General features: G+C 68.8%; 15 protein-coding genes and 1 pseudogene. 9 read left to right on the forward strand and 7 right to left on the reverse strand.

The genetic code is table 11. From position 1 onward, the window contains the following. Positions 1 to 222: 222 nt before the first annotated feature. A complete protein-coding gene (locus AB0G17_RS34040) occupies positions 223 to 1,182 on the reverse strand; it encodes a helix-turn-helix domain-containing protein (protein ID WP_361390991.1) in 960 nt (319 codons plus the stop codon). A gap of 311 nt (positions 1,183 to 1,493) precedes the next feature. Between AB0G17_RS34040 and AB0G17_RS34045 the strand changes: the two genes are divergently transcribed. The 6 genes from AB0G17_RS34045 (at position 1,494) to AB0G17_RS34070 (ending at position 7,350) form a co-directional block, all read left to right on the forward strand. Next, on the forward strand, positions 1,494 to 2,036 hold the full coding sequence (locus AB0G17_RS34045) for an HAD domain-containing protein (RefSeq protein ID WP_361390993.1): 543 nt from the start codon (positions 1,494 to 1,496) through the stop codon (positions 2,034 to 2,036). Between the two features lie 244 nt (positions 2,037 to 2,280). Then, complete coding sequence (locus AB0G17_RS34050) at positions 2,281 to 2,889, forward strand: hypothetical protein (protein ID WP_361390995.1); 609 nt, start codon at positions 2,281 to 2,283, stop codon at positions 2,887 to 2,889. A gap of 230 nt (positions 2,890 to 3,119) precedes the next feature. After that, complete coding sequence (locus tag AB0G17_RS34055) at positions 3,120 to 3,851, forward strand: endonuclease/exonuclease/phosphatase family protein (RefSeq protein ID WP_361390997.1); 732 nt, start codon at positions 3,120 to 3,122, stop codon at positions 3,849 to 3,851. A gap of 267 nt (positions 3,852 to 4,118) precedes the next feature. After that, positions 4,119 to 4,886 carry an alpha/beta hydrolase gene (locus AB0G17_RS34060; protein ID WP_361390999.1) on the forward strand — a complete coding sequence of 256 codons (768 nt, stop codon included), beginning with the start codon at positions 4,119 to 4,121 and terminating at the stop codon, positions 4,884 to 4,886. Between the two features lie 807 nt (positions 4,887 to 5,693). Beyond that, a complete protein-coding gene (locus tag AB0G17_RS34065; protein ID WP_361391001.1) occupies positions 5,694 to 6,239 on the forward strand; it encodes a S1 RNA-binding domain-containing protein in 546 nt (181 codons plus the stop codon). A gap of 208 nt (positions 6,240 to 6,447) precedes the next feature. Next, the gene (locus AB0G17_RS34070; RefSeq protein ID WP_361391003.1) at positions 6,448 to 7,350 is read left to right on the forward strand and encodes a DUF6454 family protein; all 903 of its coding nucleotides are present in this window, start codon (positions 6,448 to 6,450) and stop codon (positions 7,348 to 7,350) included. Here the strand turns inward: AB0G17_RS34070 and AB0G17_RS34075 are convergent. After that, positions 7,322 to 7,933, reverse strand: coding sequence for a class I SAM-dependent methyltransferase (locus tag AB0G17_RS34075; protein WP_361391005.1), 612 nt, complete (start codon positions 7,931 to 7,933; stop codon positions 7,322 to 7,324). The two genes, AB0G17_RS34070 and AB0G17_RS34075, sit on opposite strands and share 29 nt — an antisense overlap. A gap of 456 nt (positions 7,934 to 8,389) precedes the next feature. On the opposite strand from AB0G17_RS34075, the gene AB0G17_RS34080 reads away from it, so the two are divergent. Beyond that, positions 8,390 to 8,914, forward strand: a complete 525-nt coding sequence (locus tag AB0G17_RS34080) for a GNAT family N-acetyltransferase (protein ID WP_361391007.1) — start codon at positions 8,390 to 8,392, stop codon at positions 8,912 to 8,914. A gap of 53 nt (positions 8,915 to 8,967) precedes the next feature. Here the strand turns inward: AB0G17_RS34080 and AB0G17_RS34085 are convergent, their stop codons facing one another. The 4 genes from AB0G17_RS34085 to AB0G17_RS34100 form a co-directional block, all read right to left on the reverse strand. Further along, positions 8,968 to 9,564, reverse strand: coding sequence for a hypothetical protein (locus AB0G17_RS34085; protein ID WP_361391009.1), 597 nt, complete (start codon positions 9,562 to 9,564; stop codon positions 8,968 to 8,970). Next, entirely contained in the window at positions 9,561 to 11,426 is a 1,866-nt protein-coding gene (locus AB0G17_RS34090; protein WP_361391011.1) for an alpha/beta hydrolase, read from the reverse strand. The genes AB0G17_RS34085 and AB0G17_RS34090 overlap by 4 nt, the downstream gene beginning before the upstream one ends. Beyond that, entirely contained in the window at positions 11,423 to 11,725 is a 303-nt protein-coding gene (locus AB0G17_RS34095) for a hypothetical protein (RefSeq protein ID WP_361391013.1), read from the reverse strand. The genes AB0G17_RS34090 and AB0G17_RS34095 overlap by 4 nt, the downstream gene beginning before the upstream one ends. 610 nt (positions 11,726 to 12,335) lie before the next feature. Next, the gene (locus tag AB0G17_RS34100; protein WP_361391015.1) at positions 12,336 to 12,515 is read right to left on the reverse strand and encodes a hypothetical protein; all 180 of its coding nucleotides are present in this window, start codon (positions 12,513 to 12,515) and stop codon (positions 12,336 to 12,338) included. A gap of 466 nt (positions 12,516 to 12,981) precedes the next feature. Between AB0G17_RS34100 and AB0G17_RS34105 the strand changes: the two genes are divergently transcribed. Together AB0G17_RS34105 and AB0G17_RS34110 are read left to right on the forward strand one after the other, a co-directional pair. Continuing rightward, on the forward strand, positions 12,982 to 13,152 hold the full coding sequence (locus tag AB0G17_RS34105; RefSeq protein WP_361391017.1) for a hydrophobic protein: 171 nt from the start codon (positions 12,982 to 12,984) through the stop codon (positions 13,150 to 13,152). Between the two features lie 135 nt (positions 13,153 to 13,287). Beyond that, a pseudogene (locus AB0G17_RS34110) lies at positions 13,288 to 13,652 on the forward strand (IS701 family transposase); the annotation flags it as partial. Between the two features lie 318 nt (positions 13,653 to 13,970). On the opposite strand, the gene AB0G17_RS34115 reads toward AB0G17_RS34110, so the two are convergent. After that, positions 13,971 to 15,308: a hypothetical protein gene (locus AB0G17_RS34115; RefSeq protein WP_361391019.1), complete on the reverse strand. Its 1,338-nt coding sequence runs from the start codon at positions 15,306 to 15,308 to the stop codon at positions 13,971 to 13,973. Positions 15,309 to 15,394 lie beyond the last annotated feature (86 nt).

Raw genomic sequence — 15,394 nt, forward strand, 5'->3', positions numbered from 1 at the left:
CTGTCACTGCCGCGGTGGCTCTGTGGTTCGCCTCAAGCCTCGCGCGGGCCGCCGGAGCAGGGGAGAGGCGTAAGCGCCACGGTTCAAAAGGATCTCGCCACGGACCTTCACAAGGATCTCGCCAAGGATCTCGTCGAGGCACGTCGAGGACAGGTCCCGGCTCTCCTCGACGGCGGTGGCCGGCAGATGCACAGCCGCACAGCCGCACAGCGAGCGAACGTCCTATTCCCCCTGGGCGAACGTACGCCGGTACTCACTCGGCGTCGTCCCCAGCACCCGCTGGAAATGCAGCCGCAGATTCGCCCCGGTGCCGAGCCCCACGTCCTGCGCGATCTGCTCCACCCCCCGCTCGGACCGCTCCAGCAGCTCCCGGGCCATGTCGATACGGGCGCGCATGACCCACTGCATCGGCGTGTACCCGGTGTCCTCGACGAACCGCCGCGAGAACGTACGCGCCGACACCGCCGCGTGCCGGGCCAGCGCCTCCAGCGTGAGGGGCCGGTCGAGCCGGTGCAGCGCCCACTCACGGGTGGCGGCGAACCGCTCGCCGAGCGGCTCGGGCACACTGCGCGGCACGAACTGCGCCTGCCCGCCGCTGCGGTAGGGGGCCGCGACCAGCCGCCGGGCCGCGTGGTTGGACGCGGCCACCCCGAGATCGCCGCGCAGGATGTGCAGACACAGATCGATGCCCGAGGCGGCACCCGCCGACGTCAGCACGCTGCCCTCGTCGACGAACAGGACGTTCGCGTCGACCCGTACGAGGGGGTACTGCGCGGCGAGCGCCCGCGTGTAGTGCCAGTGCGTGGTGGCGCGCCTCCCGTCGAGCAGCCCCGTGGCGGCGAGCGCGAACGCCCCGGTGGAGATCGCGGCGAGCCGCGCGCCCCGCCGGTGGGCGGCGACGAGCGCCTCCAGCACGGCCCGCGGCGGCTCCTCCCGGTCCGGGAAGCGGTACCCGGGCACGAAGACGAGATCGGCCCAGGCAAGCGCGTCGAGCCCGTGCGCGACGGAGTACGCCAGCCCGTCACCCCCGGCCACCAGCCCCGGCGCCGCCCCGCACACCCGTACCTCGTACGGCATGCTCGCCCGCGTCGTGAACACCTGCGCGGGAATCCCGACATCGAGCGGCTTCGCCCCTTCGAGCACGAGAACGGCTACGCGGCGGAGGGGGGTGGAGGGGGGCACGGGAGAAGGGTATGAGGATCCAGCGCGTGCGGGGGCGGCCGCGGCCGCGGGCGCGGTAGGCGTCACTGACGGTTGGGCGGGTGCGCTATAGTGGATCTTGAGCTTGCGGTCGCGACGAGCGGCTGCGGGACCGGCGTTGGTGGTCCAAGGAAAGGCGCCCCACTTCCTGTGGGGAGATGCAGGTGCAAGGCCTGCCCAGCGCTCAACAACAAGGGCCCTGGCCTCCGTACGGAGACCAGGGCCGTTGTCCGTCCCCGCGCTCAGGACTTCGAGCGGCTTTCCCGGGCCAGGCCCCCGACTACGGTTCAGTCGTGACCGCCCATGCCCAGCCGCCCCTGCTCTTCCTCGACGTCGACGGGCCGCTCATCCCTTTCGGCGCGACGCCCGACCAAATGCCCCACGGCTACCCGACGTACGACACCGGCCACTGCCACGGGCGGCCAGGAGCCGACTCCAACCCGCTCATCACCAGGATCAACCCCGCGTACGGGCCCCGGCTGCTGGCTCTTCCGTGCACCCTGGTGTGGGCCACGACGTGGATGTCCGACGCGAACGAATGCATCGCACCCTGGCTCGGCCTGCCGCACCTGCCCGTCGTGGACTGGCCGGACCCCACGGACGACGACCCGGCCGACGGCCTCCACTGGAAGACCCGACCCCTCCTGACCTGGGCAGCCGGACGCCTGTACGCCTGGATCGACGACGAGATCACCGACCGGGACCGGACGTGGACGCAAGCCCAGCACCCGGGCCGAGCCCTCCTGCACCGCGTCGACCCGCGATACGGCCTGACCGACGACGACTTCGCCGTACTCGACCGGTGGCTGCGTTCGTCGACCGGCGGCGGTGCGTGAGCACGGCACAACCCCGGTACGCCGCGGGCTCAGCACGGTGGGAACCGGGCACGCCAGTGCGCCGAGCAGGAGCAGACGGCTCGCCGGTACGAGGCGGCGGCCGCCGGGGGCGAAGGCCGGCGCGGCCGGTGCGGCGGCCGCGCCGAGGACGATCCCCGGTCGCATCTCCTGGACCGGCTCGGGAACCGTTCCCCAGGGTCCTGCGTGACCTCTTGATGTGGGGTCGGTTGGTGGAGGGGGCTGTATGAGAACGCGGACGACGGTGAGCGTGGCGGTATCGGCCTGCGTGGCGCTGATGGCGTGCGCGTGCGGTCCGGAGAAATCGAAGCAGGACGCGGACGCGAAGCCTTCGCAGCCGTCCGCGTCCACGCCGGCGAAAGAGCCGTTGGCCACGCCATCCGCGTCCGCAACCGCGTCCGCAACCGCGTCCGCGTCCGCGTCCGCATCCGCTCGGGCCGGGAACCCGTCGTCCACCCCGGCCCGTAACCAGCCCGCGCCCAGGACGAAGGAGCGCGCGATCCAGCGGTACGAGCAGTACCTCCACGCCCTCGGCCATGAGGACATCCACACGGTCTGCGAAGTGGCCGGACCCGGCGCGAAGAAGGCGCAGGACAAGGGATTCGGTCCGTGCACGTCAACCTACGTCGTTGTGTTCCAGATGATTTCACCCGCGCAGAAGAAGGCCCTGCAAACCGCGACGGTCGATCCGCAGCGCGTCGCCGTGCGCACGCCCGACAGGATCGAGATGCCGCTCGAAGCGGTCAGGGCCTCCGCCACCTTCTCCGAGAGCGACCTCGGCAGCTACACCCTGGAATACCTCAAGAACGATTACTACATCACCGACGGAAAGTGACGCGTCGCGTCGCGTCGTACATAAAACCGCCTGGCGACAGAAGCAGACACACTCACTCACGCGCTCACTCACTCACTCACTCACTCACTCACTCACTCACTCACTCCAAGTAAACTGGCCCATTCCCAATGACCGGGTGCCTGGCACCCCATGACGGGCTGTTACGCCTGCGACGGCACGATCCCGTCCGGGCGGACCATCGGTAGGGGGATGGTGTGGAGGATCTGCCGATGTCGGTGACGGAGCCGGATGGCAGCGTGGTGGTGCGGGTACTGAGTTACAACATCCGTTCGATGCGTGATGATGTCGAGGCACTCGCCCGGGTGATCCGCGCCTGCCGGCCTGACGTGGTCTGTGTTCAGGAGGGGCCGCGGTTCTTCCGCTGGCGCAAGGCCGCCGCCCGCCTCGCCCGGTCTTGCGGACTCGTGTACGTCGCGGGCGGCGCCACCGCTTCCGGCCCCATGATCCTCTCCTCGCTCCGCGCCCACGTGGAGCGCACCGAGGACGTCCTGCTGCCCCGCACCCCCGGCCTGCACCAGCGCGGCTTCGCGACCGCCGTGCTGCGGTTCGGCCAAGCCCGGCTCGGCGTACTCAGCTGCCACCTGAGCATCAACGACCACGAGCGCCACGAGCAGGGCCGGCTGCTCCTGGCGCGGCTGTCCGCCCTGGACGTGCCGTACGCCGTCGCCGCGGGCGACCTCAACGACCGGCCCGACGGCCCTACCTTCGGCCTGCTCGCGGGCGCCCTGCAGGACGGCTGGGCGACGAAGCCGTGGGGGCGGGAGCACACCACCCGGCTGGGCGATCCGCTGCAGCGGATCGACGCCGTCTTCGCCACACCCGGGGTTGAGGTGCTGGGCTGCGGGGTGCCGATGGGCCTGCCCGGGATCTCGGAACGAGACCTGCGGGCAGCCACGGACCACCTGCCGGTGCTGGCTGCTGTGCGGGTACCCGCCACGTAGGGCCTGCCTGAGGCTGTGATCAGCGATCAGCGATCAGTGATCAGTGATCAGTGATCAGTGATGGGGATGGGGATGGGGATGGGGAAAGGGATTGAAGGGATGATCATCGTTCTGGTAGCTTCCAGTTGCCCGTGACACCGCCCGAGGAGGTGAGACCCATGAACGCTGTATCGATGTGGGTGCTCCCCCTTGCCGTCACGGCCGGCGACTGACGTAGGTGTCGCCGGGAGCGCCTCGACAACAAGGCACTCCCGAAAGGCAACACCCATGCACTCTCTGCAGTTCACCGCCGAGTCCTCGTCGAACGGCATCCTCGAACGCGACTTCACCGTGGGCGACGTCCCCGGCGTCCTCTGGTCGCCGTCCTCCCGTACGGCTGATCGCGCGCCCCTGATCCTCATGGCCCACGGCGGCGGCAACCACAAGAAGCACCCGGCGATGTCCGGCCGCGCCCGCCTCCTCGTGGCCGGCTGCGGCTTCCATGTCGCCGTCATCGACGCGCCCGGCCACGGCGACCGGCCGCGCACGGCGCACGACGAGGCGGAGATCGCCGAGCTGTTCCGGGCGAGGGCGGCGGGCGAGCCGGAAGGCCCGATCGTCGTGCGCTACAACGACCACCTGGCACAGCTCGCCGTGCCCGAGTACCAGGCGACCCTGGACGCCCTCCAAGAACTCCCGCAGATCGGCACCGACGGTCCGGTCGGCTTCTGGGGCATCAACATGGGCACCGCGATCGGCATACCGTTCGTGGCGATCGAACCCAGGATCACCGCCGCGGTCTTCGGCCAGCACTGGCCCGACGTCCTGGCCGAGAAGGCGAAGCAGATCACCATCCCGATCGAGTTCGACCTGCAGTGGGACGACGAGCACATCTCGCGCGAGGAGGGCCTCGCGCTGTTCGACGCCTTCGCCTCGAAGGAGAAGTCGTTGCACGTGAACTCGGGCAAGCACAAGGAACTGCCCCGGTACGAGGCGGACAGCGCGGTCCGGTTCTTCGCCCGGCACTTCGCCGGAGCGCACACCTCACCGGCCTGACGCGGCGGCTGCGGCGCCCGGCCCGCCGAGTCGGGCGCCGACGGCGAGACCAGCTTCACGCGCTTTCAGGACATGCCCGCGGACTGGCCGAGTACGGCCAGGGCGCCCCGCCCGGAGCCTGTAGCCGCCGTTGACGTCGTAGCTGAGCAGGACGTCGGCCTGCTCAGCCTTGAGGATCTCCGCGAGTCGCCCCGCCGCCTCCGTGTCCGCCTCGGCGAACCGGACGCGTCCGGTCGGCGCGGGAGGGTCAGGGAGCACAGGGGCGTCCTTGCCGCCGTTCGCATACCCGAGGTGGACGACTCGATGGACGCCCAACGCGGCAGCACTTGCCCGAAGACTCGCAGCATCGCTCACCATCCCCGGCTGGTGGCAGGGGTTGCTGAGAGCGCCGCCACCGGGCTTGCACCACCTGGCGGTGGACGCCGAGGAAGGTGGGCCGGCGGGAAGTCGCCCTGGCGCTGAAGAAGTGTGCGAGGGCACGGACGAGGTCGCAGGTGAGCGCGATCCGCACGTCGAGTCGGCGACCCGCACCGCACGCGTCAGCCGCGTTCGCACATCGAGGCGGTCGGCCAGGCCGACGGTGCGCGCGGTCGCCCGCCCACTGCCGTGCCAGGTGAGATCGCAGACCGGGTGCGCGCCACACTTCCTTGATGTCGGCGATCAGGCAATTCCCCACCCAGACCGGTGTTGGCGTCACGTAATTCCCCACCTTGACGTTCACGGAATTCCCCAGGGGGACGGCGATCGCCGGACGTCGTCCACTGGTACGCGGGCCGCTCGAACTAGGGGTGGCATAAGGTCGCAGCCATGACCCATCCGCTTCCTTCCCCGGTGTTGAGAGAGTTCCTGGCGACACTCCGTCGCGGGGACGAACGCTCGGGAGTGGTTACGTCGATCGAGAACTTCGGCGTCTTCGTGGACCTTGATGGAGCCCCCGAGCCTTCGGTGGGCTTCATTCCTCCACCGGAGGTCTCGTGGAAGTGGATCTCTTCCTGCGGAGAGGTCGTGACGATGGGCCAACGGGTGACCGCGGCAGTCCTGGGCGTGGACGCCGAGATGCGCGGGCAGGCTGTCCTGTCCCTCATCGCCCTCCAGCCGAACCCCTGGCTGGCATGGGTCGATCAGGTCGGCAGCGTCCTGCAGGGACGCGTCACGAGGCTGGTCCCCTTCGGAGTGTTCGTGAGCGTTGATGACGGGATGGACGGTCTACTCCACAACTCCGAGTTGTCACAGCTGGGCGGCGACCGCGACATCCAGGTCGGCGACGAGCTGACGGCACGGATCGCCGAAGTAGACCCGGCACGGCGCCGCATCCGCCTCTCACTCCCGACCGAGCACACGGCAGCGGACTGACACGGCGGCTCGCCTGGACCGCCTCAGCCGGACAGCCCCTGGGGAATTGCGTGACCGTAACCCTGGGGAATTACGTGATCGTCCACACTTGATCCGCAGGTCCGGGCGGAACGTGCGGCCGACGCACATTCGATGAAGGTGGCCAAGGCCTGGCCCGCAGGGGCCTCGCTCCCCGTTACGGGCCCGGGGAAGCCTCGTTCACCGGGTTATGAGCCCCTCAGATTCATTGAAAGCAGATGTGTGTGACGACTCCGATGAAGCCGTCGTCGCGGCGGTGTGGCAGCTGACCCGCAGCACGCCCTGGACGGTGGTCGGGCGCGTGCCGCTGGACTTCCCCGTTCACCACCCTCAAGGCGTCACGCGTGGACATGACCACCGCCTGTACGTGTCGACGGCGGAGATCACCGAGGCGACCCGCTTCCATGACGGCCCCGTGGACGGCTACGACCGAACCCCCGGCCAGGGGCAGGGGCACGTGTTCGTCACGGACAGCGAGGGCGCGGCACTGGGCCGCGTCAGCTTGGGTGAAGGAACCATCTACCACCCGGGGGGTATCGACTTCGACGGCGGATCGCTGTGGGTGCCGACTGCGGAATACCGGCCCAACTCCCATTCCATCGTCTACCGGGTGGACCCAGATAGCCTGGAAGTGCGGGAGGCCTTCCGTTTCGACGACCACATCGGCGGGATCGTGCGTGATCGCAACAGTGGTCTGCTGCACGCCGTCACCTGGGCTTCCAGGCAGCTGCTCACCTTCACCGTCGACGGGAAACTCATGCACCGGGTCGACAACAAGAGCCACTTCGTGGACTACCAGACCTGTGTGACCGCCGGCGGCGGCCACATGGTGTGCACGGGCATCGCGGAATACCCGCTGCCCGGGACCGGCGTCTTCAGCCTCGGCGGGATCGCCGTCATCGACATCGAAACCGGCCGCATCGAGCACGAAGCGCCGGTGGCCGTACTCTCACCGGCCGGCCGAGTGGTCACCTACAACGCGGTGCACCTGGAGACCGACGGGCGTGTCCTGCGGATGTTCGCCGTCCCCGACGACGGGGAAACGGCAGGCGAATCGCACCTGATCACCCTCGAGACACCACTGGCCACATGACCCGCACGGCAAGAAAGTAGGCCCCCTCGTACGTCACCTCGCCGCCCAGCTCCGAGCACAGGCTCTGCGGGGTGAACCGGCGCCGGAAGATGCGGTATGTGGTGTCGGCGACGGAGCGCAGCTCCATCGTCTCCTCGTGGAGGTCGCTGCCGCTGCGTAGGTCGATCACGATCAGCTCGCGCGCCGTACGGCGTGCCTCGGCGAGGAATGCGGTCCGCTCCGCGGGCCGCAGCAGCCCGTAGAAGTTCCCGGTGACGACGCGGTCGAAGGCTCCAGTGGCGAACGGCAGGGGGGGAAACAGCGCCCGGACCTGCTGAGCCCACGGCGCCCGGGCGTGGGTCAGGTCCAGCATTTCCGCGCTCTGGTCCAGGGCAACGACCGGATCGCGCAGAAACTGGGTCCACACCCCGGTCCCGCAACCCACGTCGAGCGCTCGGCCTGTGGGCAGCGCGGTCAGCAGTTTGCCGATGTCGGCGGTTTCCCGGTCCAGGCCCGCGTTCACCACGGGGTCGCCGCGATAACTGGTCTCGTCGTAGACCGGGGCACGATGCCGGTAGTACTGCTCCCGCACTAAATCACGCATGCCCGGAGAACTACCCCCGCCCGAACATTGGGAAAACAACGGGCGTCCTGCTGCGTGGGAACGGCCGGAAGAATCGATGGGTGGCTGGAGGGCTACCAGAACCCTGCCGCGGGTGTTCTTCCGGCCCGGTGGCCGTCCGGGGCCGGGTCGGGAGGGTTTCGGTGCTCGGGCCGGGCAGTGGGCTTGTGGGCTGGACCCTCACGCGCGAGTGGGCCAGCCACCGGAGGAATCGCGTACCACATACCCGACACACGGACACCCTGACGCGATCGTGCAGCGGGCGGGGTGCCAGTTGTGAGGGTGTGGCTTGCGACCCGTGGTTCCCAGAGGTGTGTCTCTGATCCGGGGTCCGGACGACGCTTCGTCGGCCGTGCGCTGGTGTACCGGCCGCATGGCGACCCTTCGGGTGTGGAAACTCGGTATCGCTGTCACCGGCAGTCAGCTGAAGATGGTGGCATGGACGCGCGGAGTGTGACGCTGCGGAAGATGACGCCGTCGGAGTACGACGCGGCGACTGAGCATCGTGAAGCCGAGACGGCCCGTGAACTGGGCAAGTTCATGCCGGCAGAGCTGGCGCGAGAGCGGGCTCAGCGGGGCACGGCCCGGTTTCTCCCGGACGGGCGTGACACGGCTGGTCATCATCTTGTGGTGGCGGAGAACGGATCGGGCGAGGTCGTGGGAAACGCGTGGATCGGCCCGGACCCGCGTCAGGCAACGGCCACCACGGACTCGGCCTGGCTGTACGACATCAACGTCCTCGCCCCATTCCGGCGCCATGGGTACGGGTCTGCCATCCTCGCCGCCGCTGAGGAACTCGTTGCGCGTGAGGGCATGACCTCGCTCAATTTGAACGTTTTCGGGGACAACACGGCAGCCATTGCCTTGTACCAGCGCAATGGCTATGAGGTGTCGTCGATGTCTCTGTCCAAGAGCGTGCAGCCTCGTTCGAGGGGCCGTGGTCCCAGCGCAGGGGCGGAGTGATGCCCCACAGCACCTGTCGGGCTACGGGGACGCTTCGGCCGGGACCGTCCGGTTCACGTATGCGTTGGCGTGGCTGACCAGAAGTCGTCGTGGATGTCGGCGGGGGCGGGGTAGGGGACGTCGCGCTGCGGGGTGTTGGGGGTGGTGGTGGGGTCGGGAATGTTGCCCGTCTGGGTGAGGCAGGGAGTACCGGCGGAGAAGATGAACTGGCCTGTGGCGCCCACCTGCAGCGTGATTTGCAAGTCGTCGGGCGTGGTGGCGAAGATGGCGGGCATTTCCTTGTCGGGGTTGACGCCGTTGATCTTGTAACCCCAGTTCCTCCAGTTGCGCTCGACGATGCCGAGCAGGCTGCCCCGCCGCTCGGCGGACACTTTGGTCAGGATGGCGATACGGCGTTTTACGGTGCCGGTGCCGGTGGCCTTGCCCAGGATGTTGCTACAGGCGATGTCGTTCGAGGGCCCGTGGTTCCAGCGCAGAGGTGGAGCGATGCTCCGCAAGGTCTGCTGAAGCAGCGTATCGGCCTGCTCGGCACCTTGGCGCATGTCCATGGTCGGTTTCCTTCCTTCAGATGGGCCGCTGGGGAGTGCTCCGCAGCCGACGACAGTCATGAAGAGCAGGATCACGGTGACCGAGCGGAGGAGGGAACTCATCGGGGCTCCGCCGTGATGATCTTGCCGCCCTTGCCTACTACAATGAGCGCGATGTTGCTTGCCGACATTGCATCCTTCTCCGGATCGAAGTAGTTGGAGTGGGCGCCCAGGTCCGTTGGGCTCTTCAGGTGCTTGATCTTGTCGACCGTATCCGCGTCGGGGCTGACGAGCAGCGGCCCGTCAGCCGTTGCGAAGCGCTTGGCCCCGAACTCGCGGCTCGCTGGGTCGGCCCCGAAGTAGCGCTCGTCGGGGACGTCGTTCAGAGCGTGGCCGATCTCGTGGCCGATGTGCGCACCGCCGGGTCCGCCGAGAAGGCCGCCGAGCAGGATTCCGGTGGCTTCGCTCCTGCTGGGCAGCTGGGTCACGATGTCGTTCTTGGCGGCGCCCACATACACGTGGTCCCGCCCGACTCCGAGCTCGTCGGCGGTCTTCGCTTCCGTGCCCGGGCTGCCCACGAGGATGATGTCGTCGGCCCCGGGGATGCCACCATGCCGTTGAGCGGCGAGGCCGACGGTGAGCGAGCCGTAGGAGTGGCCTACGGCGGTGACATGCGGATCGCCCGTCTCGTGCGTGGCGGAGATTCCCGCCATGAACCCGTTGTACGCGGAAGCGCCCATCTTGGCGTTGTAGTCGAACGCGACGGCGGCGTTGGCCAGGGGTTGTTCGGCGGGTAGCTGGGGAGCGTCATACCCGAGCCAGACCATCGAAGCGGTGGGATGGTCGGGGTCCGCTTCCTTGGCACCAAGCGCGGTCTCCCGCGCCCGCTTCAGGTCGCTCTCGGCGAAGTGCGTGTCGAGACTGGTGCCAAGCCCCGGAACGTACGCGGCGACGTTCTTCGCCGTGTCGGGATTGCCGTACGAGACGATGGCGCGGCCGTTGCCCTGGTCCCCGATGCCCAGCAGATACATCGGGGGCTCGCTGCCCGCGCTGAGCTGCTGGTCGATCGACCGCATCCCCGCCAGCTTGGCCCGCGCCGCCTCGTTGTCCTCTCCCGACAGTTTGCCGATCAGCATCTGCAGGTTGTCGCGGTTGGCTTCGTCGCGGGCGAGGGCCGGGATGCCGTCCAGGTTGCCGAGGACGTCCGGGCAGAGCGTGAGGTATTCGTCGCGCTGGGTCTGGGAGAGGTGGGTCCACCACTCGTGGCGCTCGGCGGGGGTGGCGTTCGTCGGGATGGTCTTCTTCAGGCGGTCACCGGAGACCTTGCGTACCGCCGCCAGGTCCGACGCCGCGTCTCTCCACGTCGCGTCGGTGACGTCCAGCCCGGGTTCGGCCTTCAGCCTGCTCAGGGCCGTGCAGAAGTGTTCGTCGGCCTCGCGGGCGGCCGTGAGCGCCCGGCGGATGCGGTCGGCGATGTCCTGGGCCTTGGCCTGGTTGGGGTTGGGGTCGATCAGGCCCGGGTGGGGCGTGCTCAGGGTGGGTGGGCGGGACATGAGTGGGGTGTCGGCGCTGGCGCTGCCGCCGGGGTTCGGCTTGTCCGTGACCGTGTTCTGGCCGCCGGCGGGGTAGCTCACCGATCCGTCCGCCGCGACCGTGAACCCGAGACTGGCGGCGTCGTCCAGGGCGTCCTTCAACTGGCCCTGGAAGCCGATCAGTTCGTACACGAGTGAGCTCAGTGTCGTACGGACCAGACCGCATTCGGTGCGGATGTAGTCGTAGTTGCGGTCCAGGCGGCGCAGCCGGTTGACGGCGGCCGGGGACGCCATGCCTTTCTGCGTGGCCTCCAGAGCGTGGATCATCTCGTTGCTGATCCGGTCCCGGGCCGCGTCGGCCTGGGTGCTGACGGCGCCCCAGCCGTCGGCGGCCTCCAGGAGCTCGGCGCACTTGAGGTCGCGCAGCTGCTGCCAGGTGAGCACGGCCGTCACCGCTTCCCGGAGTACTGGGCGAGCGCCGACTTCACACCCGCGTCCACCTCGCCCTGCGCCCACGCGGTCTTACGCAGGGCCGGTTCCAGTGCGCCGCACTCGGTGTGGACGGCCGTCAGCCGCTTCTCCCACGAGGTGAGTACGGACGTGAGCGCGGCCATGCTGGAGAGTCCGGCCGTGCCCGCCTGGGCACCGGCGTGGGCCGTGGCCAAAGCACTCTTCGCCTTGGCGGTGTCCGTCTGGAGGCTGTGCACCGTGCCCGCCGCGTCCGACCATGGTTTGGCGCTGTGCTTCAGCACGCCAGGGCCACCGTTGGCCGCGCCACCCGCCGGTCCCGCCGACGCCAGTGACATGCCTGACTGCTGTCCGCCCGGCCCCGCCTGGTCCAGCAACCGCTGCCAGCTCTGCGCGTACACGTACTCCCCCGTGGTCTCGTGCGACTCTCTTCCGTCGCCCCGAAATGACGTTAAAGGGGCTGGTGGGGGCGTGCGCAAGCGCAAACAAGGGGGTGGCTGAAAAAAGCGCGGCCACGCATAACACCCTTGTCAGGGTGTGCGCAAGAGTGATCACGCTCAGGCGCACGCGTGGGCGCCGCCATGTTCTCCGGCGCGGCGTCTGAGTGCTCGGTGGCCGGCCGCGGTGTGCGCCGATTCCTGTGGCACAAGGCTCGGGACGCAGGGGGCTCCTGAAGATGCGCGGGACCGTCCCGTCCCGTTCCGCTACGGTCCGTTCCGTCCAGCTGCCGCCGGCGCGGCATTCGGCGTGAGCAGTCGGTTCAGCGGGTCCGGCGTCTCGGGTCCACCACCGTGTCCGGCGGCACTCGGGCGGGTGCCGCACTCGTGAGCTGACCTGGCCGAACAGCTCGTGGCCCCGCTCGCAGAGCCGGATCGACGCCCGTGGTCATCCCGTTCAGGCGGCGTGCGCGAAGCGGTGGCGCAGGTCGCGCAGGTGGCTCACCCGCCCTTCGGCTTCGTGCCCGGTGTGCCGCCGGTTGCGGCGGGCGGCGCGGGCCTGGCCGACCAGCCGCTGGGCGGCGGCCTCGCGGAGCAGCTCGGCCTCGTTCACCTTGTACATCCGGTACTCGAACATCTTCGGCTCCCTGGGGCCCCTCGGAGGGGCTTGAGTTGGTGGTCATCGCTTCCTGCGATGCCCCAACTCTCGTCTCCCAGGGGGTCCTGGGGCATCGGGAGAGTGCCCCATCCTCACGGATGCGGGGCCTTAGAAGTACCGTGGGCCGCCGCCCCGGGGGCTCAGTGCATAAGGCAGGGATACGTAGTCGGCGGTGCAACCCCTAACTTGCTGACCGGGACCGGCGGCCAGGGCCAGGGCCAGGGCCGGGGTGCGGTGCAGGCGGCAGGCGGCAGGCGGCAGGCGCTGCCCGGCCGTCGGCCGCCCCGCAGCGGAGGACGAACGGTGTCGGCCCGCAGGCGCGCAACATGCCGTGGCGGCGGCAGGGCGCCTGCGGGTATGTCCTGCACACCGTTGCGGAAACTCACTTTTTCATGGGCTTGTGGGAGCGGTGTGAGGGCATGCGGTGGTCAGGAGGTTGATAGCAATGGTTCCCCTTCTTCTGGTACTTCTGCTCGCTCTGGTCCTCTTCGGTGCGGGTTTCGCGCTGAAGGCGCTGTGGTGGATCGCCGTGATCGTGCTGGCCGTGTGGCTGCTGGGCTTCGTCGCCCGGGCCGCGGACGGCAGCGGCCGTCGGGGCCGCTGGTACCGCTGGTAGGCGGGTTCTCCTTGGTGTGAGGACCGCGGTGAACGACGCGGCTTGACGTGGGGCCCGGCCGGAGACGGCCGGGCCCCACGTCAAGCGCGTATATACCTTTCCCGCGACGGACGGGTACCTACGACTGGGCCAGGGGTCGAAGTCCGGCCCTGGCACCGCGAGGACCGCCGCCACCGGGTGATCGCCCGCCGGAGCGTCCGCAGACCGGACGAGATCTCCTACTGCATCGCCTACTGTCCCGCCGACGCCACCTGGGCGAGCTGATCCACGTCGCGGGAAGCCGGTGGGCGGTCGAGGAATGCTTCCAGAGCGCGATTCAGGAGTGCGGCCTGGACGACTACCAAGTCCGCCGCTACGAGGGTTGGCATCGCCACGTCACCCTCGCCATGGCCGCACACGCCTGTCTCACCGTCCTGCGGGCCCGCGAACTCGACACCGACAAAGCAGAAACGGATCCTCCCAGCTCATCCGCCTCACTCTTCCCGAACTACGACGACTGATGAGCCGGCTCACCCGCCCTCACCCGAACATCGACCACGTCCTGCACGGGTCACACCGGCGACGCAGACGACAACTCCAAGCCCGCACCAGCCACGACAAACGACGCGGCCACACACCACCGGAAACCGGCAAACCGTCACGGCAAACACCGTTGCAGTCCTGGGGCGTGTTTCGAAAGTCCCGTCTGCCCGGTGGCGTTCGGCACGCACGCTTGCCGCGTTGTCGGGATCGCCCCGAACAACCAGTATCGGGGCGACCCTCCGCCTTGCGATCGCACGCACCAGACGCCGCCGGGCCCGCCCTGCGGGCGGACGACGCTACTTTCGAACCACACCATAGGACTTGCCGGGCTTCAGATCGCCGATCACCCCGATCCGGATGCCCAGCCACGGATAGGTGTGGTTGTAGAACACGTTGTCCTGCGGCTGCAGCCCGACGGCGGAGGGCCACATCTGGAAGGCCGGTGCGTTGGAGACTCCGCCGTGGAGCCGCCGCCACACCCGCAGGGAGCTCTGCCCGGCGGGGGGTGCCGTGATCGTGTCGGTCCACTCGACCGCATTGCCGCCCTGGTCGAGAGTGCCCCACGGCGAGGTGGTCCTCGCCCCGCCGACCGTGCTGAGGCTGCCCTGGTAGACCTCGGCGTAGGTGCTGGGGTCAAGTCCCAATGGGTTGACGGTGGAGCAGGCTTCGGGCTGCAGTTGTCCAGGGCACCAGCTCGGAGCCGGCTTTCCGCTCGCGTGGTACGAGGCCAGTGGCTGGGTCGCCGCGTTGGTGACGTCGCCGGTGGCGGGGTTGAGGGTGGTGGGGTTGGGGGCGGTCGCGTCTCCGTCGCCGAAGACTCCCGGGTTGGTCGGGTACTTCCAGTAGGAGTAGGTGCCTCCGCCGCGCGGGTCGTAGTAGGCCGCCTTGATCCATTCATCCTGACTCGGCAGGACGAAGCCCGAGCTGTGGGCTCGGGTCGTATTCGGCCGGGCCAAGTCGTACATTCCGCGCTCGGTCCGCGTCGACAGTTCGACCTGATAAGTGACATAGCTGAAGCGGCCGTTGCTACTGGCCTTCTTGGAGATCAGTCGGCCGTTGTAGAGCGAGTTAACGAAGCGTGCCGCCCTCAGGAAGTTTGCGAAGCCATACGGCTTGTCCGCCCACTCCGGAAAGGCCACCGAGTAGTGGCTGCCCCTGTGGGCGCTGCCGGAGAAGTCGATTTGGCCGTACTTCGGCCATGCCGACGAGCTCTCAATCTCGTCATAGAGACCGAGGCGGTTGCGTCCCTCGGGATCGGCCGTATTCAGGAACGCCACCCACTGCTTCACGGTGACTTCGAGCTGCCCGATCTCGTAGCCATAGCGCACGCCGCCGACACTCAGGCACTTGCTCGGGGTGGGAGCTTCGGCGCATGAGCGGTACAGGGCGTCCTTGAACGGGACAATGCCCACCGAAGGATTACCGGGCGCGCCGACCTTGGCGGTCCTGAGTGTGATGACCGCGCCCCTGTCGGAGGGGTTGTCCCCAGAGGGACGCGGCTCGGCGGTAGCAGCACCGGAGCCGGCCGTCACGGAGGCGGCGAGCAACGCCGACAGCCCGCACGCCGCTACGACGGCCCTGCTGAGGCGAGTACGGCGGGAAACGAAGTGCATGAGCATTCTCTTTTCGGCCATGGCAGCCCTCTCCGCGGCAACGGCCAGCGCGGATCGGACCGACGATCACTCAACGGTTGACGCCACGCTAACCATATTCACTACTG

It is taken from the genome of Streptomyces sp. NPDC023838, from assembly GCF_040639555.1.
Taxonomy (GTDB): Bacteria; Actinomycetota; Actinomycetes; order Streptomycetales; family Streptomycetaceae; genus Streptomyces.